The sequence below is a fragment of the Streptomyces sp. B21-083 genome (assembly GCF_036898825.1).
In the GTDB taxonomy this organism is placed as follows: domain Bacteria; phylum Actinomycetota; class Actinomycetes; order Streptomycetales; family Streptomycetaceae; genus Streptomyces.
This window is the reverse complement of sequence record NZ_JARUND010000001.1, coordinates 1-22768: the sequence shown is the minus strand read 5'-3', so window position 1 is coordinate 22768 and position 22768 is coordinate 1. Positions and strand designations below refer to the sequence as shown.

The following is a 22768-nucleotide window of genomic DNA, read 5'->3' as shown; positions in this document are numbered from 1 at the left end:
GTGCCGGCCCCTGCCGCACCACATCCTCGCCCCGATCCGTGCGCACGGCCTGGCCGGCTGCACAACGGCGTTCTCGCCGCTGGCCCGGCGGATGGGGTGGGCGGCCAGGGCCTGCAGTTCCTGCGGTTCCAGGGAGCCGGCCTCCATCGTGGGCGCCACCCGGCGGAACCGGCTCGGCGTGGCGCTCGTGCCTCGGCATCACCCTGCGCTCGGACGCGCTGCTCGGGGTTGTCCGGTCCCGACGAACTGTGGGCAGTCTCAAAGTTCTGTAGGCACGCAGGTCAACGAGCCGCGGATCGACACGAAGTGCCGAGATGCCATCCCGCGCAAGTCGAGGCACCGCTGGCCAGCGCCTCGCGGTGCCTCGACGTCTCTGGTGTCCGGTCTCGGACATCTCCGGGTACGACGCCTCTCCGGCCTGGCCAGCTCCGCGACCGCGATCACCCGGCGTTCCAACACCGCTTGGGCCTCACCGAGCTCTTCCACGATCCGGTCCGCCTCCGCCTGAAGTGCCTCCACCCGAACCCGGGCGGCCGCCTCCCGCTCCTCCAGCAACCCCATCACCGATACCACCGACCGCCTCCACGTCATCCAGGACGAACAGAACGGCCCATCCCTGCCCCCGACGACACCACGACCATGCTGACCAGCGGAAACTCACCACTCACATCCGGATAAGACAACGGCTTCTGACACACCATTGGACACCGACGCCCTCAACAACGTGACAGTGCCCGCGGGCGGCCTCCGGGCACCTCGCGTACAACGAAGCATCCGAAACGGACCAGGAGTCGAAGTCGCGGAACTGAGGCCGTGCCAGGTGGCGTGCGATCGCTGCGGGCGATGTGAGCGGAAGGCCGGGACCCGGCTGTGGAGGTCTCGGCCTTCGGTCTGCGGCGGCCAGGCTGCCAAGCCCTCGGCTGTGCTGTACTCACGGCAGTCAACTTGCACCAACGCCCTCACAAATGAGTGAGATTCACGAGAATAAGTGTGACTCTTTATCTATAAATGTATGAATACTGCTAACCTTGGGGTTAGTCAATAGGCGTAGGAGGGTGAGTGAGTCGGAGTCAGGAGTCATTGGCCGCGACTGTGATGAACGCGACCGAAGCCCGTACGGAGCTCTTCGCTCTGGTGAAGCGCGCCGAGAAGGACGGCATTACGACGCTGATCCACAGGAAGGAGGAGCACGTCCTGCTGGCACCGCTGGACCGGTTTCCGGCAGCCCGGAGGACCGACGCGTTCCCTTCCCATGTGCTCAGCGCGGCCCAGAAGGACTTCGGTGAACTCATCACGCTGGCAGCTCAGGGCCAGCCGCAGGTGCTCCGGCGCAGCCGCATGCCGGTCGCGGTGCTGCTGCCGGCCGACGTCGACTCCCCTGCCCGTTCATCCGATCCGGCCGCGGCAACGGGCGCGGCGCCCGCGGGAGGTGCGGTGAACAGCGAAGACAATCGGGCACACGAGAGGGCCCCGCGCAGGCTCGCTACGCTGGGCGACGCGATCGGCGCCGCCCTCATCTCTGGCCCTGTCGGCAGCACCACGTTCGGGCTGCCCGGCCTGGATGCGGCGACAGGCGGTCTGCAGTCAGGCCGGCTGACGCTGGTGGCGGCCGCCCCGAATGTCGGTGGAAGCCTGCTGGGGCTGGCCGCCGCGCGGCAGACCGCGCTCGTCGACAACCACCGGGTTCTGTACGCGGCGTCGGGGCCGAACCAGGCCGACATCATGCGCCGGATCATCTCCGCGGAGACCGGGGGCGACTACCCGCGCCTGAAGCAGGGCCGCCTCACCGAGCACGAGCAGCAGGTCGCCCAGCAGTTGGTCCATGCGCCGCTGCTGATCGACGACGGCAGTGATCTGACCGCCGAGGCGATCGCGGAGACCGCCCCGTACGTCCAGGACCTGGCCCTCGTGGTCGTGGACCGGCTCCAGGCCGCCGACAATGCCCGACTCCCCCTTTCCGGTGCGCGTCTTGCGGGTGCCTCCCAGGTTCTGGCCACCCTCGCGCGCACCCTGCACGTGCCGGTACTCGCCATTGTGGACAGCGACGATCCCCCCCTCCTAGGCCTCCTGGACGCCGACGTCCTGCTGACCCTCGCCCCGACCAGGGACCCGTCCAAAGTCCAGGTGACGGTCGTGGAGCGGGACTTCGGCGCGATCGGCTCGGCGTATCTGAGCCCCGATCTGCTGCACGCCCGTTTCCTCGACGCTGGTACTGCCCCCGCCGTCCGTACGGGCGGTGAAGGACCCGCGCGGGGGAGTGTGGGCAGTGCGGTGGAACGGGAATTGGCCGACGCAGCACTGCCGTACACGTCCGGCGCCCGGCAGGGACTGCCGGCCTCGGTCACACACGTGTTGGCCGCGCTGCGCACCGCGCTGGCCAACAGTGCCCAGGAAGCCCTTGACGAGCTCGAAGCGTCGCTCGCCGAGGTTGCCGCGGCGTCACTGCAACTGCCGGATACCGACGAGGGACGCCGCCTCTGCGCCGCGCTGAAAGCCTACACCGCTGCCGTGGCCGACGGCGCCCCCGGGCAGCCCGCCGCTGGCGGGCCCACCACGGACAGCGGGCACGTCCCGGACGACGAGGACGACGCTGAGGCAGAAGCGGAACTTCAGCCAGGGGACGAGGAAGACGAGCCGGAAGGCGCGCCCTTCCCCGCGCTAAAGATCCTCAAGGACGCGGTCGGCCGCTCGAAGATGCACCCGATCCCGGTCATCCGCGCCGAGGACCGGGAGAGCGGTCCGTGGCCGCTGATCAGTGAGCACATGGACGGCGAACCGCGCTGGGTCCACCCCGACGTCACCAGCACGCGGGTGCCCTTCATCCGGGAGAACGGGAAGCGGGTGCGGCGGGATCGGCTCGATGTGCCCGACTCGTTTGGCGAGGGTGTGCTGTGCCTGATCGACCGCAACGGGTCCTACCCGTCCGCGTGCTCGGCCGTCACCGTCGCCCCGAACAAGCTGCTACACACCGGGCCCCTCGCCGCATTCGACAAGGCCACTGCTGGTATCTACCTCATCGACATCCCTGAGTGGAACCGCCCGGACATGCCGCACCCGCTCGGGCGGATCATCGACCGCCCCGACGAGCAGGGCCGCGTGTGGGTGACCACTCCACACATGAAGCTGCTGGCGAAGCTGGTGCGCGAGGACCGCATCGCCGCGATGCCGGCCATTCACGACTCCTACACAGGGAAGGCCAACGAGTCCCTGTTCAAGCCGTTCTACGAAGCGTCCCGGAAAACGCGTATCGACCTCGTCCAGGCCGGCGGGGCCCCGTACAAGGCATATAAGACGCGGTTGTCGATCGCGCTGCGTCTGCTGTGGCCCAAGCGCAAGGAGCAGAGGTCCCCCTTCTGGCGGCCGGACTGGCGTATGAGCATGGTCGCCGAGGCCTCCGTCCGTCACTGGATCGTGGCCTTCAAGGCGGTCCAGGAAGGGCACAAACTCATCGCCCTGCGCAACGTCGACGCAGCCGTCTTCTGGACACCGCCCGGCACGCCCCCGGACACATACCGGATCGGGACGGCCTTCGGTGAGGTCAAGGCCAAGTTCATCCAGCCTGGCGAGATGATCCCCGAGGGTGACGACTGATGGCCGGGCCCACCGGCCGCGGAGGATCCCTGGGCGCCGCCCTGGGCGACCTCCTGCGCTCCCAAGTCACCCCCCGCCACAGGCTGTCGTCGTACAACGCCAAGCACTGGCACGCCCAGCTCAGCCAGCTCACCGGAACCCACCGCGGCTACCAGGCTCTGGAGGACGCCGGCCTCGACGTCGCCGTCAAGACCCTCATCAACTGGCTATCGGACCCGGAGTACAACGTCCGCCGCAGCTACCGCGACCTCATCCACACCGCCTACGAGAACGTCGCCATCGTCCGAGCCGACCCGATCCCCGACCACGTCAGGAGGGGCCAGTACGAGATCAGCGGCTACGTCACCACCGGCACCGACCGGCGCGAACGCGGAACACCCGACGCCGCGCCCCTGCGGATCGACGGGAGCCAGGGCAACTGGGACGAGATCGAGGAACTCTGGCTGGCCGGCGAGCTCACCGACGACGAGTTCGAGGACCACTTCATCGACGACGTCATCGTCGAGGACATCGGCGAAGGCACGGACGGATGGGAGTTCGACGGAGCCAACTACTCTGTTGAACTCAGGTAGCGCAGAAGGGAATCCGGCTATGAGCACCGGTTCTGATCGGCCCGCCTTACCGCTGATCGTCGTGCACGCAGAGGCAGCCGCTGCGCGCGGCGTCGAGTGGCCGATCGACTTCTTCGGCCAGGGCGGCAGTAACGGCTCGATCAACGTCCACAATTCGTCATCCACGATCCAAGGCCGAGTACTCACATCTTCACGAACGGCCGAATCGCCCCACCAGTCACGCCCGACCAGGCGCATTCAGTAAGATCGTGTTAGGAACTCATAGAGCTGGCGCTGGCTGCAAGGCCCCGCTCGGCAGCGGAACTTCAGCCCAGAGGTACCTTCGCAAAGGGTTCCCACTCGTACATTTGATTGTCCCGGTGGATCACGATGAGCTCTGCGGTGGGTATGCGAGCATGCGCCGGCGTGAGGTTGAGGTCGGCGAGAATCCGCGCGACCGGCTCACCGGGACCGTCTCCGGCGCTGTAGGCCACGGAGACGTGCGGAGTGAAGCCCTCAGCCTTCTCGGGGACTTCACCGAGAACGTCTCCGATTGCCTTCCGGATGGCGTTTCTGACTGCTCGGACAGGGCCGTCGGGGTGGACATGCAGGAGCACCGCCTCGGGGTCCAGTACCGCTGGCCCGATCTGAACGTCGAAAGCCGGAACGGCGCTCAGACGGGTGTGGGCTGCATCCACGATGCTGTGGACATCCTGCTCCTTGGTCTCGCCGACGAAGCCGATGCCCTGCATGGTCAGGTGTAGCCATTGGTCGGGGATGGCGGTGACAGTCTCTCCGAGAGGCGCGAGTGCGGAACGGTACTCGGCGGCGATGCGGTGCACATCGTCCTGGCCTTCGAATGTCAGGTGCCAGGTATAGAAACGGCGGCCCACGCTCCAGTTGGGCCGCCACCACCAGTGGTTCCGCATGGTCTCAGGTTGAGTCGTCATGTCTGAAATCAAATCAGGTAGAGCCTTCTCCTGGCGAGAGGGCCAGATGCCGTGGCGCGGAGTCCACGCAGAACTCTTCGACAGCTTGACGCAGCCCGACCGTCGCGGTGCCGCTGGAGGAGGGGCGCCCGATACTCAGGCATAGTTCGTTGAGGCGGCGGGTGACGGGCTCCAGGCGGTGGTCCGGCGGAAGTGCGAGGACGGGTGCGAGGGCTTCGAGGGCGCCGTCTGCTTCGCCGTTGGTGAGGTGGGCCGCGGCTTGGCTGATGTGAATCTGCGCTTCGGTGCCGTACGCCCTGACGGGCTGTACAGCCAGGAGTGCGAGAGCGTTGTCCGCTGATCTCAAGGCATCGGCCGGGCGTCCGATACGCAGCTGGACGGCGGCGGCATAGTTCTCTTGCCGTGCGGGCTGGCAGGCGAAGATGCCCCCGATCTCGTCTCCGCCGCTTACAGCGGCGCGCGCGTGTTCGGCAAGGGCAAGCGCCGCCAATGCCTCTTCCTGGGCGCCCAGTTCGGACCAGGCATCGGCTTCCTGACAGGCGAGGAGTACTGCCACTGAGCCAGTGGTGCGGTAGGTGGCGCCGTGACGGGCGAATTTGATCGCTTCCCGTAGGCGTCCGTCCCAGAAGGCCACCTTCGAGCGTGTTGAAAGCACCCACGCACGTAGGTCGTTGTGCCCTGCGAGCTCAGCGCACAGCCACGCTGTCCGGCCTTGGGTGTCTGCATTGCGCAACTGCCCCAAGTCAGAGGACATCCACGCCAGGAGCCCGCACAGGTAACCGGCCGCGACGTACAGGTCGGTCGACTGACGGGGGTACTGGTGGCCTTCGAGGAGAGCGAAGACGCGGTCGCGTAGTGCTCGGGTCCGGACGAAGAGTGCGATGGGCTCGGAGGTGAGGTAGTCCGAGGCGAGCGCCCGTGCTTCGGCCATCAGTTGCTCAAGGGCGATGTCGCCGACGTTTGTGGCCTCCGCCCATTGTGCCCAGGTAGCGGACTCGTCGGCGGCGAGACGGACGAGGTCAGTCCCGGCCGGTGTAGGTGGGGGAAGGACTGGCGGCGACAGGGCCGGTGTCTCGACGGTTGCTGGACGACGGGCGAGCAGATGCAAGTCCCCCTGGGGGAGCGCGCGTCGGTCCTCCAAGTCCAGCAAGTCTGCCACGCGGCACGAGAAGGCTTCTGCCATGGCGAACAAGACCGGGAGACTAGGACGACGCGAGGAAGGGCCCGGCCACTTCTCCCACTTGCCCACGAGGGATGCGTCAGCGGCGACGGATTCACCAGGGCGTCCGATACTTGCCTGAGTGATTCGATCTGCCGCCTCTTGAAGCGTCCAGCCGTGGGAATGCCGCCACGCTTCTCTGGGGCGCATCCTGAAACGGCTGCGCATCTCGATAGCGATATCCGTGAGAGGGCATCCGACGGCAACCATGCTTTGCCGGAGGGCCTCTCGGTCTGCCTTGGAGCCGGGCTTCGAAGGGGAGTTCATGGACGTGCTCCCTATGCGGTGTCGTGGACTAACGGTAGCTGCGGCGTCGCTCGATTTGGTGGGCGTGACCTGGAACATCGGGTAGAGACAGCCCAACTGGTCGTCCAGAAAGCGGCATTGTCCCTGGTCGCCCTAGCGGTGCGTGTCCAGAAAAGTTGGTCACGGGCGCCCGTGACGCCAACTGCCTTGATTGGAACGGTAGGGGTACCGCATCCGACGTGCCCGAGGACACGGATGGCGGCACCTCAAAGTTGAATCCCGATGCCCGTGTTCTCGGCCCTAGCGATGACGGATTCGGAATCGCAGGTCCGCACCTGCGTCGTGCCCGACGCCGAACCAAGGAGCCCCCCTCCCATGAAGTCGGAGAAGCAGCGCACCGCAGTCTTCCTCGTGAAGGTGCCGGATACGAAACGGTTGATGCCCTCCGTAGTGGCTTGCCACATCGAGCGAGTGGTGACGAGTGCCTCCGGACATATGAAGGGTTCGGCATGACACCGACTGCGACCACTGTGCGGACGGACCCCGTAAGCCCCCCTCACCTTCGCGTGTACACCGGATTTGATATGTCCTTCGCCTGCGGAAGTGGCTCCTCGGCCGGCGTCATCGCACCAGCAGACAGAGTTGTGCCATCTCGGGTACGCCTCATCATCCGGGCTGGGCTGAGGTACTGGCGTCTGCCCGACCTCGTTGAGTCCGCCGAGCTTCTTGCTACCGAACTGGTCACGAACGCGTTGAAGCACGGTGGCGGTGACGTCGGGGTACGCCTGTACCTCACCGCCAGTCACCTCCTGGTCGAGGTGAGGGATGGCTCTCACAAGCGTCCCGTGCTGGGCGATGCCGCTCTCGACGATGAGGATGGCCGTGGTCTGTTCCTCGTTGCCTCTATCGCCGACGACTGGGGCGTCAGCCTCGACGGCACGACGACCTGGTGCTCTCTCCCCTTCTGAGGAGGAGCGAGCTGTCCGCTTGTCCCTTTTCTTCTTGCCCTTTGCCGGAACGCATCATTGAGGAACCCTCATGCCTGACCGCGTGCCCTCCGCCCGCACGGTCACCCGTCACCGCAGACGCGGTCGTCGCCCTCGTGTGGATCGCTACCTCCTCGATGAGGTCGGTGGTGTGCTGGTCGCGCCTCTGGTGTGCGTCGTCGGCGTGTGGAGCGTGTCCGTGCTCGCCGCGTGGGGGTTCCCGTTCACTTTCACCCAGCTCGCGATAGCCCTCGGCGGCGGCGTGCTCGTCGCAGTGCTCGTCGGTGTCATCCGGGTACAGGCGGTGGCGGCCTCTCTCCAGGGCCATCGCGACGCCGAGCTGCAACGGGTCGCGGAGGCCGCACATGCAGCTGAGCAGACCATGGTCTGGACGGCGGATCAGCTCTGCCGGGGTGCCCGGCCCCCGCTTCCGGAGGACCCGCAGTCGGCGGGCGGCGACATGCTTGACAAGGTCATCGAGCTGATCGGGACCCTGAAAACGCAGGGTGCGGGCTCCTTGATTCGAGTGCATGACGAGTCTCAGGCGGCGGTGCTGGTGGAGATGCACCGGACTCTGACCCGGCGCCAGCACAGCCTGATAGGCGAGATGCTGGAGCACCTGAGCAGCCTGCAGAACGCGACCGAGGATCCGGATCTCCTCGACTGGAGCTTCAAGATCGACCATCTCGCGATGCGGCTGCGCCGCATGGTGGAGAGCGTCTCCGTCGTCCTGGGCAGTCAGTACCTTCGCGAGACGCGCACTCCCGTCAAGATCGACACGGTGCTGCGCGGCACGAAGTCCGAGGTGGTCAGGTATCCGCGCGTCCAGATCGTGGCCAGCGACGTCGGTGACGCGTTCGCGCTGCCGGCGCACGTCCATCCCGACGTGGCCCATCTGCTCGCCGAACTGATCGACAACGGCCTGGAGCACTCCGATCCGGCCACCCATGTCGTCGTCCGCACACAGCAGGTGGCGCACGGTCTGCTGATCGAGGTCGAGGACAAGGCGACCTTGCTGATGGAGCCTGAGCAGCGGGACATGCTGAACCGTCTCCTGGAGCACCCCGAGCAGACCGATGTCGCGGGCCAGGTCCGGGCCGGCCGCCTCGGTCTGATCACCAGCGCGAAGATCGCTGAGAAGTACGGCCTGAGGGTGTGGCTGACGATGAACCCGATGGGGGGGACCACCGCCCACGTCGTGGTCCCCTCCCGGTACCTCGTCCCGGTCACCCCCGCTGTCGCCACCGCCACGATCTCGGCTACGCCGGAGCCGGTTGCCCCTTCGCAGCCCGTGCAAGCGGGCGTCGCCGTACAGCAGCTCGTCCGTCCGGCGCCGGGCAATTCCCCCGCGAACCCGGGCGCCACAGCCCCGCTGCCGAAGCGCAGGCGTATACACAGGCCCGTTGACGGCACCGCTACCGAGGCAGAGGTGCCGACCCAGGCCGCGAATCCCCATGCCGTGGGCGACTGGCGAGCGGGCCTGCACGCCGGGCTGAGCGCCGAACCCGCTCCCTCTACGCCCCCCATCAGTCAGTTCTGACCCCGTACCTCCCCGCTACTTCGCATGGAGCGAATCGACCATGACCAACGACACGAATGGTGTAGTGGCCTCCGTGCCTTCCCCTGATGCGGTCAAGGGGCAGATGACGCGCCTGCTCGACGACTTCGTGGCGAGCACGGCCGGTGTCGGCCACGCCTTGCTCGGCTCACGCGACGGCTTGAAGCAGGTGTTCTCCTCTCACATGGACCCCGACTGGGCCGACGAACTGGCCGCCACGTTCTCGGGAATGGCGGGGCTGGCCAAGGGAGTCACCGGCCCCAAGGGCAAGCAGGTGCCGGCGCAGCAGATCCTGGTCGAGCGGGACGACGTCATGTTCCTCGTCACCAACGCCGGCGTCGGCAGCACGTTCAACCAGAGCGGGAACACCGTCGCCACCGTGCTGGTCGTGCTGGTCGCCACGGACGCGAACATCGGCGCCGTCGCATTCGCGATCGGGCGGCTGGTGTCACGGTTCGCGCCCTTCATGACCACTCTCGTCCGTGACCGCGATGCCGATGGTGATGGTGCCGCATGACCTCCCGGCCACGTCAGGAGCCCTTAAGCGGGGCCGGAGACGACACGGCGAGCATCGTCCGGCTCTTCACGCTGACCGACGGCCGCACCCGTCCCCGTCACCACCTGAACCTTCAGACCGTGCTCGGACCCGGCCGCCGTCGGCCCGCCCCCGGACTCTCGGCGGAAAGCGCAAAGATCATCGCGCTGTGCCGTCAACGGCAGTGTCCCCTCGCGGAAGTGGCCGGCATCACCGGTCTGCACGTCACCGCGGTGAAGATTCTCGTCTCCGACCTGATCGACGCGGGCGCCCTGATGGTGCCCGTCCCGCAGACGCCGGGCGACCGCTCCGACATTCAGCTCCTGGAATCCCTCAGCGCCTTCCTCAGGACCAAGTTCCCCGACGCGGTAGCGAAGGCCGGGTGAGCTCCATGACGCAGTTCCCGCAGCTTGCTGGGCGGACGGCCCTGAAACTGGTCGTCGCCGGAGGATTCGGCGTCGGCAAGACCACCGCGATCGGCGCCATCAGCGACATCAAGCCGCTGCGCACCGAAGAAGTCCTCACCACGCACAGCGCGGCCACCGACAGCCTGGACGGTATCGAGGCCAAGACGACCACGACGGTCGCCTTCGACTTCGGCCGTGTCGGCTGGGACGACCTGGAGCTGTACCTCTTCGGTACGCCGGGACAACCGCGGTTCTGGAGTCTGTGGCACGACCTGTCCCAGGGCGCCTTCGGCGCCGTGGTCCTGGCCGACACCCGCAGGCTTGAGAGCAGCTACCCGGCAGCCGACTTCTTCGAACAGCTCGGCCTGCCCTTCGTCATCGCCGTCAACCGCTTCCCCGGGGCCGTCCCGCGCACCCTCGCCGAGATCCGCGACGCCTTCGACGTACCCGCCGCCTTCCCCGCCATGTTCTGCGACGCCCGCAATCCCGACTCCGTGGCCAGCGTCCTGCTTGCCCTGATCAGGCACGTAGTGACCCTGGCCTCCGACAACTCAGCCCTCCTGGACGCGTGATGACCTCCACCCCCAGCCAACCGAGCCCTGCTCTGCACGTCCCGGCGCACCGCACCGTGCATCACCGGATCGAGACCTTCACCGATGACCCGGAAACCGAAGCCGCCGAGATGGCCACCCGCCTGACCAGGTTCGAGCAGCTGGGCATCCGTATGGAGGGCGTCGAGGTACTCGACGACATCGCCAACGACATGGGCGCGCGTGCCGACTTCCTCTATGCCATGGTGAACGCGTTCGGCCAGGAGCAGACGTTCCTCGGACTGCGCAACCCGCCCCGCGACGCCGGCTATCCCATCGTCGGCCGCACCATGAGCCGCAGCCACGGATACTGCCCCGAGGTCGTCCGCCGCACGCTGTCCCTGCCCCTGCCGAACGTGGCCGCCTCCCCGCGGTTCGCCAGCAACCACGTCGTCGACGCCATCGGCATCCAGAGCTACTTCGGCAGCCCCGTCATCGACGCCCACACCGGCCTCGTCCTGCTCACGGTCTGCATCATCGACCCCGAACCGCGCACCCTCCACGACGCGAGACGGCTCCTGGCCATCGTCAAGGAAACCGCCCGCACGGCCGCCGACACGCTCCGGATCACCACACCTGCCCCCTGACGTAGCAACTGCCCGCGCACCCCCGCGCGCAACCGGCCCCAGCCGTCATGTGAGCCGATCAGGGAGAGGGACGCCCATGTCCGCATCCAGCACACCCCGCGTACTCGACACGTTCCTCACCCCCCGCCACCAGGCACTGTGGGAGGACGTCGACGCCTTCGCCGACGAGGAGATCCGCCCCCGGGTGACCCACATGGAAACCGCCCGCTATGTCGACCGGAAGGTGGCCCGGCTCCTGGCCGCCCGCGGCTGGTTCGGCGTCACCATCCCCAAGGCGTACGGCGGGATGCAGGCCGGCCATGTGGCCAAGACCATCCTCATCCACCGCCTCGCCCTGGTATCCGCCGCCGCCGCGGCGATCCTCCAGGCCAGCCTGATCCCCGTCGCCGCCCTGCTCCACTTCGGCACCGAACGACAGCGCGCGGACCTCCTCCCGGGCGTCGCCGACGGCAGCGTGCTGCTGTCGATCGCGGTCACCGAACCGGACCAGGGCGGCCACATCGGTGGCATGACCACCGCAGCCGAGTGGGACGGCAAAGCATGGATCCTCACCGGCACGAAGGCACACATAGGCAACAGCCAGATCGCCGATCTCCATGTCGTGGTCGCCCGTACCGCACCGCCCGGGACCCGCACCTCCGAGGCACTGACGGCCTTCCTCGTCTCCGGCGAGCGGAGGGGAGTCTCCGCCGCCCGGTATGTCGGCGCGTTCGGCCTGCGCGGCTTCGGCTTCGGCGGGATCGGATTCGACCGCGTACGTCTCCCCCCGGAGAACGTTCTGGGCGAGGTCGGCCAGGGCCTGGCCGTCGCCCAGTCCAGCAGCATCCTCTACGGACGCCCCAACCTCACGGCTGTTTCCCTCGGCCTGCACGAAGCGGCCCTCGACCTCACCACCCAGTACGTCGACAACCGGCCCCGCTACCAGGGAACCCTTTCCGACGTCGGTGTCGTACGCGACCGTCTCGGCGCGATGGCGGCTCGCCTGCACACGGCCCGGGTCCTCACCTACCACGCCGTCGACATGCTCGACCACGGCACGGACTGCGACGACCAGCTCATCACCGCCAAGACCTTCGGCCACGAAGCGGCCGTCGACACCGGCCGGGACGCGATGGAACTGCACGGCGCGAACGGCCTGGACACCTCCGGCGAGGTCTCCCGGGTCTTCCGTGACATGCAGACCACCTACGCGCCCGCCGGCACCGGCGAAGTCCAACGCCTGCGCCTGGCCCAGACCGCCCTGCGAGAACACAGACCCAGACCCGCCCCCGAGGACGAGCCGGAGCGCATCCCGTGGTCCGTGCGCTTCGCCGACCACCTGCGGCACGTCGATCCCGACCCGACAGCCGTCTGAAGACCCCCGCGCACGGCACCCCCGTGAAATCCGTACCGCCGTGCACGGGCCCCGCCCCCGTCGTCGGGACAACCTCACTCCCCGCTCGGCGACGGGGGTAACTCCCTTCGTTCCCCGGGCTGTCGGCGGCCCGAGGAACGAAGGGAAACCTTCCGGCCCTGTGCACGTCGTGCGTCAGGTTCTGCGGTACAGGGCCGGACGTCCCACCAGAGATCAAGCACCTCATGCCTCGCAAGACCAATGACCAGGCCGATTCTTTCCGGACAGGACTTCAGTGACCCAGACCCGCTTCACCGTGCTTGACGAAACCCGGCGCCATCCGGACCTGGCCGAGCAGATCGACCGAATACTCCACCGGGTTGCGCCGACGGTGGAGGAGACAACCAACCTCCCCTTCCCCCAGGAGGTCCGCTTCCGCCTGCTCACTCCCAAGGCATGGCGGGCGGAGACCCACAGGAGCCGACACCGCATCCTGGCGCGTGACATCGCCGATCTGAAGCTGACCCCGCAGGACATCGACGCCATTCGAGTCGTGTTGAGGATCACCAGCTTCGTGCCTGCCCTGGTCTGGCCCCTCGTACTCGGCAGCACCCTGGAAACGGACGACGGCTCCCGCGAGACGATCATTGCTCCCCGCGCCCTCCACCACGGCGGGCTGCTGGTCGACGAACCGGCCCTCCACCAACTCGTCGCCCACGAACTCGTCCACCAGATACAGGCCGACGGGCAAAGCGGCGCGGTGTGGACCACCTACTTCCCGCAGAAGCGGGGGATCAACGGGCGCGGCGCCTCGACCGTCATCGAGGGACACGCCAACTGGGCCGACCACCAAGTCACCGCCCGCCTGTTCGGCTCCCCGGCCGACGCCCGGCACTCCCCGAAGTCCTGGCGCTACCGCGCCCACATGGCAATCCCTGGTATCCAGCGCCTCGGGCCCAGCCGCGCAGCGTACGAACAGGGCTCCCTCCTCATCGAGCGCGCCGTCGCCGCAGGGGGCACCGACCTGGTCAACCAGATCTGGAAGGACCCGGTCTTCCTGCCCACTGAGGAAGAGACCGCCGATCCCGACGCCTGGGTCCGCCGCATCGAACAGGGGTACCTCGGTGCCTGACCCCCACTCCGTTCCCTGCCGTCCAGCCGCGAGCTGAAGATCCGCCTCGCCAAAGAAGAAGGAGCACCATGCAGACCGAACGTGACCACTTCGCTGACCCGCCCCCGCGCCGCCTCGGGGTGCTAGGCATCATCCGCAACCCCGGCGGTGCGGTCCTGATGACCGAGAAAGCGCAGGACACCCTCAGGGGCGAGGAGCGTCGACCCTGGTTCCACCCGGGCGGCTGCGTGGAGGAGAACGAACCGATCCTCGACGGCCTGGTACGCAACGTCCGCGCGAAGCTCGGCCTCACCCCGGAGCCGGGCCGCTTACTGGCCGTGCACCACATGTACAACCAGCAGCACAAGACGCACCAGTCGAAGGAAGGGATCAACCTCCTCTTCGACTGCGGGGTCATCGACGAGGACACGGAATTCGCGTTCGGCGGCAGCGCCAAGGGCGCACGCTGGATGCTCCCGGACGAGTTGGATGAGCACCTGACACCGTTCACAGCGGCGCGTACGCACGCGGCGCTGCGGGCGCTCTCTGGCGGCGACGTAGAGGTGCTCGCCGGGCATCCCCTGTAGCGCCGGCGCCAACTGGCGGAGGGCGTGTTCCACGACGGGCTGATCCGGGCACGCCTCCGAGCCCTCGACGAGGCCGACGGCGCGAACACCAGCCCGTCCCACCGGTCCAGGCCGTGGCATGACACAACTCCCGCGCACGGCACCCCCGCGACAGTCGCATCGCCGTGCGCGGGCCCCTGTCGGCGAGCGGGGAATTGGGGTTCCCCGCTCGCCGACAGGACACCAGCACCCTTCGCTCCCCGCGCCGTGACGGCGGTCGGGGAGCGAAGGGCCAAACAAGCCGACCTGACACAACCGATCACTTCTGGACAGGACCATCAGTGACCCACAACCGCTTCACCGTGCTTGACGAAATCCAACGACATCCGGACTTGGCCGAGCAGACCGCGCAGGCTGTTCACCGGGTGGCGCCGACGGTGAAGGAAATGACCGACCGCCGCGTGCTGGACCTGCTGTTCGAGCTGACCCAGCAGACCGCGCGGTTCCGCTCCGGCACAGCTCCGTGGGCATCGCTGACTGTGTACGACGCCGACGGTTTCGCCGCCTTCACAACGCGAGGAGCGGCATGAAGGCGTCCTCCGGGCCCGGCAAGAGGCTGCGCACAGCGGCTGCGGACTACCTCTTCGCTCCTGGCCGTCTCCCTCGCGACGGGGCTCATTCTCCGTCCACCAGCTCGTCGTCCGCCCAGGTATACGGGCAGGTGATCGGACTGCTGGTCATCATCTGCTTCCGGCCCTTCGTCCTGGGGGTCATCAACGTTACGGAGATGTACGGCGTGCGGTGGACGGCGCACGATCTGCGGTGGGTGCCGCAGTGTCAGTTCGTGCTCGGCATGGTCGTGTTCTTCTGGCTGTCGTGGCGGGTGATAGGCCGCACCCCCCTGAGCCGGGTATCACCACGCAGCCGCCTCATGCAGCGGGGCGTGGCGGTCGTGTGCGGTGTCGTGTCCATGTACGCGGCCTTCCTTCATGTCCCCCAGCGGCAGGCGGCCCTCATCGTGTTCTGTTGCACGGTCGCCTGGCTGGCGCTGGAGGTCTGCCAGGCACAGGGAGTGTCTCCGCTCACCAGGTTCCCGGCCACGGCAGCCGCACGACTGCGGGACTGGCAGCTCATGAAGATGACCGTCCTCGCCTGTCTTACCGGAGGAGGGCTCACCGCCTTGCTGGTGGCGCTCCTGCGCTGGGTCGACATCGGCAACGTGCCCGTCATGCAGGGCAGCCAGCTCAGCACGCTCGGCTTCGACACCGCTCCCCTGCTCATCCTGCCCTCCGTGGCCTCCACCGTGGCCGTGGAGGACGTCGTGGTCGTGGCAGCCACCACAGCCCTGCTCACCGCCATCCGCAGACCTGCCTGGGAGGTCTACACCCTGGTCTGCGTGATCGAGGTGATGCTGCACGCCTACTTCGGGCTCCCCGCCCTCGCCATGGTCCTCTACACGATCGGCCGCGTCTGGCTGTTCCGGCGCTACCGGCGCCTCCTCCCTCTCATGGCCGGCCACGCCGCGTTCGATCTCTGCGCCGCTCACGCCCAGCTGCTTCCCGTCATCTACGGGCTCCTGCTCGCGATACCCGTGACGGCCCTCGTGCAATGGATAGACCACCGCGTGACGACCGCCGCCGAGCTCTCTGACCGGGAGCCGCCTTCTGCCGAGGCGGCTGCATCCGACCCGGGTGTCCCGCCCGCGCAGGACCGGTCGAGATCACCGGCCGCCTGAACGCTCTCGTGCACGGCAGCCCGATGAAACCCGCGATGCCGTGCACGGCCTCGATACTTCGTCGCCGAGCGGTGTCCTGACTCCCCGCTCGGCGACGGGGCTCACTCATGAACACCCTTCGCTCCCTGGGCAGGACGGTGACCCGGGGAGCGAAGGGCCCAACCGACACCTGTGAGGAAGATCTTGAGAGCTGAAGAGCTCATCGGCCCGGAGCGAGGCACAGCCCCCCGCGCGGAAGCGGACACGAGCCCCGAACAGGCAGAGCCCGCGTGGGTGCAGGAGCTGAAGCCGTTGCCCCTCCCTTACGCGCGCCGCACACGCCTTGAGGGTGACGCCGCTGCCCTGTTCACGAAGTGCGTGACACGTGCGTATTACAGGGGCGGCTCGATCCGCGACATCGCCTGGCGCACGACCCGCTCGTACGGAGTCGTCCACACCACCCTCGTGGAAGCCAAGGTGACCATGCGCAAGCGTGGCGGACAGCGCCGCCCCACCGACCCGACCGTCGCCTAAAACGTCCGGCGCGGCGGGAACACGGCCCCACCCCGTCGCCGCGGGCAGGGCCGTTCAGATCTCCGCGCCGGCACTTTGCACTTTCACCGAGGGACAAGACGGAGACCACCATGGACATCACCCCCCTTGACGCCGACGAGATCGGGATGCCCGTCGCGGTCATCACCGGAGGCTGGTCTCGCGAGCGAGACCGCGCCCTGCTGTCCGGTAAAACGGTCGCCGATGCGCTGACCGATATGGGAGTCAAAGCGCACGTCATCGACCTCGTCGACTCCGGCTGGGGTCTGGTCAACGGTCTTGGTGATGCAGCGAAGGCGTTCCTCGCCATCGCAGGCCGTGGTGCGGAAGACGGACGTCTCCAAGGCCTGCTGGAAACACTGTCCGTTCCCTACACCGGATCGGGGGTGCTGGCCTCCGCGATCGGCATGAACAAGCTCCACGCGAAGACGCTGGCGTCAGCCGCTGGTGTCTGTGTTCCCCGCGGAATCCGGATCGACCCGACGGCCGCCGCCGATGACGAGGCCGTGCGCGTCAGCCATTTACTGGGAGGCCTCCCGGTGATGATCAAGCCGGTCAGTGAGGGCGGCTCGATCGGCGTGCAGGTCGCCACCACCGTCGAGCGTCTCAGCCTCGCCCTGGAGCAACTGGACGTCGCCGACGGGGAGATGATGGCCGAGGTCTTCCATCAGGGGCGCTCGGTGAGCGTCGGTGTCCTGGAGGATGCGCGCGGTGCTGTGCACGTGCTGCCTGTGCTGGAGGCCCGGACGCCGAACGGCGTCTACTCCTACGCCGCGAAGCGCGGTACGGCCGCGTGCGACTACCACTGGCCGGCCCGGGTCAGCCCCATCACGCTCGCCGACCTGGAGCACCAGGCGGTGACCGCTCACCGCAGTCTGGGCTGCCACTCGTACTCGCGCCACGACTTCGTCGTCGGCGACGACGGCAGCGCCTGGTGGCTGGAGGTCAACACACTGCCGGGCCTGTCAAAGGGCGGGAATCTGGCCCGGATGGCAACCGTCGGCGGGATCTCCTACGAGCTGCTGCTGACCCACATCCTGCGCGGGGCGGACATCGACCGCCGTACGCGTCCGTGAGGACCGGGAGAGCGTCGTGACGATGTCGATCCATCAGATCCTGGGTGCCGTGGAGAACCTGCGCGGCATCGCCGTCCGCACGCCCGTGCTCACCTCGGCCGTCCTCAACGAGCTGCTCGGCCGCACCGTGTGGGTCAAGGCGGAAAACCAGCAACTCACCGGCAGTTTCAAGCTGCGCGGCGCATACAACGCCCTGGCGCTCCTGGACGTAGAGGCCCGTCGGAGGGGCGTGGTGGGTGCCTCCTCCGGCAATCACGCCGCCGCTCTGGCGCTGGCCGCCCGCCGGCTTGAGGTGCCGGTCACCGTCGTCGTCCCGGAGGATCTGCCCCGTGTGAAACGGCAGTCGATCGAGGCCCTCGGCGCGCGCATCGTCCCCTACGGGCGGCTTTCCGGGCGCCGTGACGCGCTGGTCCACGAGATCGCCGCCCGCGGCGGTCTGACGATCGTGCCGTCCGCGAACGACGAACACGTCATCGCCGGGGCCGGCACCGTCGGCTGGGAGATGCTCCAGGAACTCCCCGACCTGACCGCGCTCGTTGTACCGGTGGGCGGGGGCGGGCTCGCGGCCGGTACCGCGCTCGCGGCGAGCGCCCACAACCCGGGTCTTCGTGTCTTCGGAGTCGAACCGGCCGCCGCCGATGACACACGACGCTCCCTGAGCGCGGGCCGCCGGATCTCCATCGCGCCGCCGCGCACGATCGCCGACGGTCTCGGCCACACCGAGCCCGCCCGCATCCCTTTCCACATCAACCAGCGACTCCTTGCCGGTGTCGTCACCGTCCCCGAGGAGGCGATATCTGAGGCCATGGCGCACCTGTGGCGCCTCTTCCGCCTCGTTGTCGAGCCCTCCGGGGCCGTCGCCTTCGCCGGTCTGCTGCACGCCGTCGACCGTGTGCCCGACGGTCCGATCGGCGTTGTCGTTTCCGGCGGCAACGTCGACTGGAACACCTACAAAACCCAGGTAGACACTGCCCTGACCCGATGGGAGACCCTGCCCCATGCCGCCGCCGTGCTGCACTGAAACACCTGCCCCCGGCCTCGTCCACGACCCGGTGGAGCCCGTCACCCAGTACGCCAGCGCCGACCTGATCGGCCCCATCGCCTACGACGGGCACGACCCGGCCCACGATCCCGCCTGGCAGAGCACCGGAGCACCGTCCCAGAACATCTACGGCCGATGGTGCCGGCACATGTGCGGCATGGCCTGCCTGCGCATGGCGCTCCTGCACCGCGACGGCTGCGCCCCCGGTCTTTTCGAACTCCTTGCCGGGGCCCGTCACTTCGGCGCCTACGTCCGGCAGGACGACGGGACGGTCAAGGGGCTGATCTACCGGCCGTTCGTCGAGTTTGTGGAGGACACGTACCGCCTCCCGGCTACCGTGCATCCCGAGCTGGATCTCGGCGGCCTCGCCGCGCTCCTGGACGAGGGGTACATGGTGATGGCCTCCGTCTCCAAGGAGATCCGCCGGCCCGAACACGACCCCGAGCGGCGCGGAGGCCACCTCGTCCTGGCCATCGGCCACACGGAGGGACAGGTCGTCTTCCGCAACCCGAGCGGACACACCCCCCAGGCCCTGGCCCCGGTCATGTCCCTGGACCGCTTCGGCGACTTCTTCGCCGGACGCGGTGTTTCTCTCGATCTGCGCCGCACCGTCCGACCTCCGGCTGCCCGGACCTCGGCGGTCCGCCCGGTAGCGTCCCAATCCATCACCTGAGCAGGGAGAATCACGTTGCATCCCATGTCCTTGACCAGCATCGCTGCCGTCGTCGGCGGCCGGCTCGCCGACGTCCTCGACCGCGCGGCCCAGGTCACTCAGCCCGCCCAGTTCGACTCCCGCGAGGCCGTCCCCGGAGCCTTGTTCATCGCGCTGAAGGGCGAGCACACCGATGGCCACGACTACGTCGACGCCGCCATCGCCAACGGTGCTGTCGCGGCCCTCGTCACCCGGCCCGTCGGCTTCCCCGCGATCGTCGTCGACGACGTCCTGACCGCGTTCGGACGCCTCGGCCGCGCCCTCCTCCACGACCCCCTGGCCACCGCCAAGGTGGTGGCCATCACCGGCTCGGCCGGCAAGACGAGCACCAAGGACTTCATCGCTCAGGTGCTGCCCGGCACCGTGGTCTCCACCCCGCAGTCCTTCAACAACGAGATCGGTCTGCCGCTGACCATCACCATGGGCGACAAGAACACCGACTACCTTGTTCTGGAGATGGGGGCCCGCCACATCGGCGACATCAGGGACCTCACCCACATCGCCCCGCCGGACATCAGCGTCATCACCAACGTCGGTACCGCGCACGTCGGAGAGTTCGGCGGCCGGGAGAACATCGCCCAGGCCAAGGGCGAGATCGTCGAAGCACTCCAGCCGGACGGGCTCGCCGTCCTGAACGCCGACGACGACTTCGTCGAAGCCATCCGCCTGCGCGCCCGGGGCAGGGTCGTCACGTACGGGCTGAGCGAGGAGGCCACTGTCCGCGCCGTCGATGTGACCATCGACGGGCAGGGCCGGGCCTCCTACACCCTCGCCACTCCCGAGGGCAGCGCCCGCGTCCAGCTCCAGTTCGTCGGCGACGTGCAGGTTCCCAACAGCCTGGCCGCCGCCGCCGTCGCCCGCGAAGCCGGACTCAGCGTGCAAGAGAGCGCCGCACGCCTGTCCGAGGCCCTTCCGCGTTCCCGGTGGCGGATGGAGACGACCACCCGGGCTGACGGCGTCACGATCGTCAACGACACCTACAACGCCAACCCCCACTCGATGCGCCACTCCCTGAACGCGCTCGCCTCCATGACCGGCGGACGCGACCAACGCTCCATCGCCGTCCTGGGCCGGATGAACGAACTCGGCGACGACGCCCGCACCGCGCACGAGGAGATCGGCCGCCACGCCGCCGAACGAGACCTGGACCAGATCATCCTGGTGGGAGGGGACGAGGCCGGATGGATGCACGACGGCGTGCGCGGCATCGGTGGGAAGGCCGTCCACCTGCCCGACCAGGACACCGCCCTGGACCTGCTGCGCAACACCCTCCGCTCCGGCGACGTCGTCCTGGTCAAGGCCAGCCGGGGAGTCCAGTTGCAGCAGCTCGCCGACGCTCTGCTGCAACCGAACACCTCGGGCGTCTAGGCTGCTGCGGGGGCCAGCTCGTCGAGCGCGGCCCGCAGCAGCGGCCCCTGCTCGACGATGTCACCGGTCCCCATCAGGACGACCACGTCACCCGACCGCGCCTCATCGGCCGCGGACACCATGGCCTGGTCCCGGTTCGGCACCACATGCCACGCGCGGCCGCCCGTCTCGTTGATGCGGGCGGCCAGCGTCTCCAGCGCCCCCGCGCTGACGCCCTGGGGGCTGTCCGTCAGCACCACCTTGTCGCAGCCCGCCAGCGCCTTCGCGAAGGCGCCGCCGAACGCGTCCAGCCGGGCCTGTCCGGACGGCTGGAACACCACGATCACCCGGCCGTCCCCCTCGACCACGGAACGCGCGGCGGCGAGATCCACACTCACCTCGTCGGGGTGGTGGGCGTAGGAGTCGAAGACCAGCACCCCGGCCGCCTCACCGGACAGCGTCATACGCCGCTGCACGCCGTTGAAGCAGGCCAGCTGCTCCACCGCCAGGTCACACTCCTGGCCCAGGGTGTGCAGGGTGGCGACGGCCGCGGCGGCGTTCAGGAGCTGGTGAACGCCGGGCACCCGCAGCACGAGATCGAACTCCCGACCCCCCGGACCGCACAGCACCGCCGTGGTGCGCCCGCCCGAACTGGCCGCCTCGCTCAGACGCCAGTCCGCCGACGACGAGAGCCCGAACGTCACGGTCCTGGGCCCGTCCCCCCGCAGGGCCAGCCGGGAAGCGAGTTCACGGCAGCCGGGATCGTCGGCGCTCAGCACCAGCGTGCCGTGCACGTCCAGACCGATCCGTACACACTGCTCGTAGGCGTCGACGTGGTCGCCCTGCGCCGCGTAGTTCTCCGGGTGGTCGTGCCCGATGTTCGTGAGCACCGCCACGCTCATCCTCACGCCGATGTGGGAGCGGTCCGACTCGTCGACCTCGGCGACGAAGATGCCCCCCTTGCCCGCGTAACCGCCACTGCCCGGCACATCGAGGTCTCCACCGACCACGTACGACGGCTCCTGCCCCATGCTTCCGAGCAGGAACGCCAGCATCCCCGCCGTACTGGTCTTGCCGTGTGTCCCCAGTACACCCACCGCCACACGGCCGGCCGCCATCAGCGCGCTGAGCGCCGCCGACCGGTGCACCACCGCAATACCGCGCCGGCGCGCCTCTACGATCTCGGGATTGTTCTCGCCGACGGCGTGAGTGAACACGACCGCGGTCGCATCCGCCGGCACCTGCCCGGCCGCGTGCCCGGTGTGCACGGTCACGCCGCAGCGGGCCAGTTCCTTCAGTCCCTCCGACGCCCGGACGTCACTGCCGGACACGGTGAATCCCCGCTCGGCGCACACCTGCGCCACCGGCAGCATGCCCACGCCGCCGATCCCGACGAAGTGCGCGCGGCTCAGGTCGACCGCCCCGCCGGTCGACACGTCCGGGTTGATCGTGGGGACTGCGGTTTCTGCCATGAAACAGCCTCCTTGAAGGCGGCCCCAGCCGCCTCAACTGGCAACACGCGCCGCCCTGTTGGAAAGCGCACCGCCACCGTCCCGCCCAGCCCCGCGCACCGTCTACGACCTGCGGTGTTGCGAACAGGTTCGCAACACCATCACGCCTTTCCCTCCCGGCCCTGCCGCCCGGACGGCACTCGATGAAGGAACCGAACTACGCCCTCGCGCTCGCTCTCGCCCAGGCAGGCTGGAGCAACAGCGAAACCGCCCGCCGCATCAACCACCAGGCCGAACAAGCAGGGCAGCGCAACGTCGCCGTCGACCGCTCCCGAGTAAGCCGGTGGATCCGCCGCGGCGAGAAACCCCGCCAACCCGTTCCCGAACTCCTTGCCGCGCTCCTGACCGAACATCTGGGCCAGCCGTACACCCCGCGACTCCTTGGCATCACTCCCGTCCACAGCGTGTGCATCTCCATGGGAGAGACCGAGCACCAAGCTCTCCTGTCGAAAGCCGCCGCCGCGAACCTGCCGGTCGAGGACTACGCGCGCGCACTGCTCCGTTCCGCACTCTCCGGCGGCCTGCCTCGGTGACGGCCGCTGGTCCGGCTCCGCCCATCCGGGGATGGGAGTGTCATGAATTAG

General features: G+C 68.3%; 22 protein-coding genes. 19 read left to right on the top strand and 3 right to left on the bottom strand.

What is annotated here, in order from left to right:
- The first annotated feature begins 1095 nt into the window (after positions 1-1095).
- Positions 1096-3591, top strand: a complete 2496-nt coding sequence (locus QA861_RS00110; protein WP_334586112.1) for a DnaB-like helicase C-terminal domain-containing protein — start codon at positions 1096-1098, stop codon at positions 3589-3591.
- Complete coding sequence (locus QA861_RS00105; RefSeq protein ID WP_334586111.1) at positions 3591-4163, top strand: hypothetical protein; 573 nt, start codon at positions 3591-3593, stop codon at positions 4161-4163. The genes QA861_RS00110 and QA861_RS00105 overlap by 1 nt, the downstream gene beginning before the upstream one ends.
- A 305-nt stretch (positions 4164-4468) precedes the next feature.
- Here the strand turns inward: QA861_RS00105 and QA861_RS00100 are convergent, their stop codons facing one another.
- Both QA861_RS00100 and QA861_RS00095 read right to left on the bottom strand, forming a co-directional pair.
- A complete protein-coding gene (locus QA861_RS00100) occupies positions 4469-5092 on the bottom strand; it encodes a 2'-5' RNA ligase family protein (protein ID WP_334586110.1) in 624 nt (207 codons plus the stop codon).
- 13 nt (positions 5093-5105) lie between these two features.
- A complete protein-coding gene (locus tag QA861_RS00095; protein WP_503461743.1) occupies positions 5106-6461 on the bottom strand; it encodes a helix-turn-helix domain-containing protein in 1356 nt (451 codons plus the stop codon).
- A 662-nt stretch (positions 6462-7123) separates the two neighbouring features.
- On the opposite strand from QA861_RS00095, the gene QA861_RS00090 reads away from it, so the two are divergent.
- The 16 genes from QA861_RS00090 to QA861_RS00015 all read left to right on the top strand — a co-directional run bounded on the left by QA861_RS00090 (position 7124) and on the right by QA861_RS00015 (position 20694).
- Positions 7124-7525, top strand: a complete 402-nt coding sequence (locus QA861_RS00090) for an ATP-binding protein (protein WP_334586109.1) — start codon at positions 7124-7126, stop codon at positions 7523-7525.
- A 70-nt stretch (positions 7526-7595) separates the two neighbouring features.
- The gene (locus QA861_RS00085) at positions 7596-9083 is read left to right on the top strand and encodes a sensor histidine kinase (RefSeq protein WP_334586108.1); all 1488 of its coding nucleotides are present in this window, start codon (positions 7596-7598) and stop codon (positions 9081-9083) included.
- Between the two features lie 40 nt (positions 9084-9123).
- The gene (locus tag QA861_RS00080) at positions 9124-9618 is read left to right on the top strand and encodes a roadblock/LC7 domain-containing protein (protein ID WP_334586107.1); all 495 of its coding nucleotides are present in this window, start codon (positions 9124-9126) and stop codon (positions 9616-9618) included.
- Positions 9615-10022, top strand: coding sequence for a DUF742 domain-containing protein (locus tag QA861_RS00075; protein WP_334586106.1), 408 nt, complete (start codon positions 9615-9617; stop codon positions 10020-10022). The genes QA861_RS00080 and QA861_RS00075 overlap by 4 nt, the downstream gene beginning before the upstream one ends.
- A 5-nt stretch (positions 10023-10027) precedes the next feature.
- The gene (locus QA861_RS00070) at positions 10028-10615 is read left to right on the top strand and encodes a GTP-binding protein (RefSeq protein ID WP_334586105.1); all 588 of its coding nucleotides are present in this window, start codon (positions 10028-10030) and stop codon (positions 10613-10615) included.
- Positions 10615-11220 carry a GAF domain-containing protein gene (locus QA861_RS00065; RefSeq protein WP_334586104.1) on the top strand — a complete coding sequence of 202 codons (606 nt, stop codon included), beginning with the start codon at positions 10615-10617 and terminating at the stop codon, positions 11218-11220. The genes QA861_RS00070 and QA861_RS00065 overlap by 1 nt, the downstream gene beginning before the upstream one ends.
- Before the next feature lie 76 nt (positions 11221-11296).
- Positions 11297-12574 carry an acyl-CoA dehydrogenase family protein gene (locus tag QA861_RS00060; RefSeq protein WP_334586103.1) on the top strand — a complete coding sequence of 426 codons (1278 nt, stop codon included), beginning with the start codon at positions 11297-11299 and terminating at the stop codon, positions 12572-12574.
- A 274-nt stretch (positions 12575-12848) separates the two neighbouring features.
- Entirely contained in the window at positions 12849-13685 is an 837-nt protein-coding gene (locus tag QA861_RS00055) for a zinc-dependent metalloprotease (protein WP_334586102.1), read from the top strand.
- Between the two features lie 68 nt (positions 13686-13753).
- On the top strand, positions 13754-14251 hold the full coding sequence (locus QA861_RS00050; protein WP_334586101.1) for an NUDIX domain-containing protein: 498 nt from the start codon (positions 13754-13756) through the stop codon (positions 14249-14251).
- Positions 14252-14571: 320 nt separating this feature from the next.
- Positions 14572-14820: a hypothetical protein gene (locus QA861_RS00045; RefSeq protein WP_334586100.1), complete on the top strand. Its 249-nt coding sequence runs from the start codon at positions 14572-14574 to the stop codon at positions 14818-14820.
- Positions 14817-15965: a hypothetical protein gene (locus tag QA861_RS00040; protein WP_334586099.1), complete on the top strand. Its 1149-nt coding sequence runs from the start codon at positions 14817-14819 to the stop codon at positions 15963-15965. Before QA861_RS00045 ends, QA861_RS00040 begins: the two co-directional genes overlap by 4 nt.
- A gap of 183 nt (positions 15966-16148) precedes the next feature.
- Positions 16149-16478 carry a helix-turn-helix domain-containing protein gene (locus QA861_RS00035; RefSeq protein ID WP_334586098.1) on the top strand — a complete coding sequence of 110 codons (330 nt, stop codon included), beginning with the start codon at positions 16149-16151 and terminating at the stop codon, positions 16476-16478.
- A 110-nt stretch (positions 16479-16588) separates the two neighbouring features.
- Complete coding sequence (locus QA861_RS00030) at positions 16589-17572, top strand: D-alanine--D-alanine ligase family protein (protein WP_334586097.1); 984 nt, start codon at positions 16589-16591, stop codon at positions 17570-17572.
- 22 nt (positions 17573-17594) lie between these two features.
- Positions 17595-18593: a threonine ammonia-lyase gene (locus tag QA861_RS00025; protein WP_334590410.1), complete on the top strand. Its 999-nt coding sequence runs from the start codon at positions 17595-17597 to the stop codon at positions 18591-18593.
- Positions 18571-19287: a peptidase gene (locus QA861_RS00020; protein WP_334586096.1), complete on the top strand. Its 717-nt coding sequence runs from the start codon at positions 18571-18573 to the stop codon at positions 19285-19287. The genes QA861_RS00025 and QA861_RS00020 overlap by 23 nt, the downstream gene beginning before the upstream one ends.
- Positions 19288-19302: 15 nt before the next feature.
- The gene (locus QA861_RS00015) at positions 19303-20694 is read left to right on the top strand and encodes a UDP-N-acetylmuramoyl-tripeptide--D-alanyl-D-alanine ligase (protein WP_334586095.1); all 1392 of its coding nucleotides are present in this window, start codon (positions 19303-19305) and stop codon (positions 20692-20694) included.
- On the opposite strand, the gene murC is transcribed toward QA861_RS00015, so the two are convergent.
- Positions 20691-22145 (bottom strand): UDP-N-acetylmuramate--L-alanine ligase, encoded by a 1455-nt coding sequence (gene murC, locus QA861_RS00010; RefSeq protein WP_334586094.1) that lies wholly within the window; start codon positions 22143-22145, stop codon positions 20691-20693. The two genes, QA861_RS00015 and murC, sit on opposite strands and share 4 nt — an antisense overlap.
- 182 nt (positions 22146-22327) lie before the next feature.
- Here murC and QA861_RS00005 point away from each other — a divergent pair, with 182 nt between their 5' ends.
- Entirely contained in the window at positions 22328-22717 is a 390-nt protein-coding gene (locus QA861_RS00005; RefSeq protein WP_334586093.1) for a hypothetical protein, read from the top strand.
- Positions 22718-22768: the final 51 nt, after the last annotated feature.

What these genes read in the sequence shown, in the direction of transcription:
- QA861_RS00070 (WP_334586105.1), top strand. Translation starts at nt 10,028, where the DNA reads ATGACGCAGTTCCCGCAGCTTGCTGGGCGGACGGCCCTGAAACTGGTC.
- QA861_RS00085 (WP_334586108.1), top strand. Translation starts at nt 7,596, where the DNA reads ATGCCTGACCGCGTGCCCTCCGCCCGCACGGTCACCCGTCACCGCAGA.
- QA861_RS00100 (WP_334586110.1), bottom strand. Translation starts at nt 5,092, where the DNA reads ATGACGACTCAACCTGAGACCATGCGGAACCACTGGTGGTGGCGGCCC.
- QA861_RS00060 (WP_334586103.1), top strand. Translation starts at nt 11,297, where the DNA reads ATGTCCGCATCCAGCACACCCCGCGTACTCGACACGTTCCTCACCCCC.
- QA861_RS00080 (WP_334586107.1), top strand. Translation starts at nt 9,124, where the DNA reads ATGACCAACGACACGAATGGTGTAGTGGCCTCCGTGCCTTCCCCTGAT.
- QA861_RS00030 (WP_334586097.1), top strand. Translation starts at nt 16,589, where the DNA reads ATGGACATCACCCCCCTTGACGCCGACGAGATCGGGATGCCCGTCGCG.
- QA861_RS00020 (WP_334586096.1), top strand. Translation starts at nt 18,571, where the DNA reads ATGCCGCCGCCGTGCTGCACTGAAACACCTGCCCCCGGCCTCGTCCAC.
- QA861_RS00105 (WP_334586111.1), top strand. Translation starts at nt 3,591, where the DNA reads ATGGCCGGGCCCACCGGCCGCGGAGGATCCCTGGGCGCCGCCCTGGGC.
- QA861_RS00025 (WP_334590410.1), top strand. Translation starts at nt 17,595, where the DNA reads ATGTCGATCCATCAGATCCTGGGTGCCGTGGAGAACCTGCGCGGCATC.
- QA861_RS00110 (WP_334586112.1), top strand. Translation starts at nt 1,096, where the DNA reads ATGAACGCGACCGAAGCCCGTACGGAGCTCTTCGCTCTGGTGAAGCGC.
- QA861_RS00040 (WP_334586099.1), top strand. Translation starts at nt 14,817, where the DNA reads ATGAAGGCGTCCTCCGGGCCCGGCAAGAGGCTGCGCACAGCGGCTGCG.
- QA861_RS00065 (WP_334586104.1), top strand. Translation starts at nt 10,615, where the DNA reads ATGACCTCCACCCCCAGCCAACCGAGCCCTGCTCTGCACGTCCCGGCG.
- QA861_RS00005 (WP_334586093.1), top strand. Translation starts at nt 22,328, where the DNA reads ATGAAGGAACCGAACTACGCCCTCGCGCTCGCTCTCGCCCAGGCAGGC.
- QA861_RS00095 (WP_503461743.1), bottom strand. Translation starts at nt 6,461, where the DNA reads ATGCGCCCCAGAGAAGCGTGGCGGCATTCCCACGGCTGGACGCTTCAA.
- QA861_RS00075 (WP_334586106.1), top strand. Translation starts at nt 9,615, where the DNA reads ATGACCTCCCGGCCACGTCAGGAGCCCTTAAGCGGGGCCGGAGACGAC.
- QA861_RS00050 (WP_334586101.1), top strand. Translation starts at nt 13,754, where the DNA reads ATGCAGACCGAACGTGACCACTTCGCTGACCCGCCCCCGCGCCGCCTC.
- murC (WP_334586094.1), bottom strand. Translation starts at nt 22,145, where the DNA reads ATGGCAGAAACCGCAGTCCCCACGATCAACCCGGACGTGTCGACCGGC.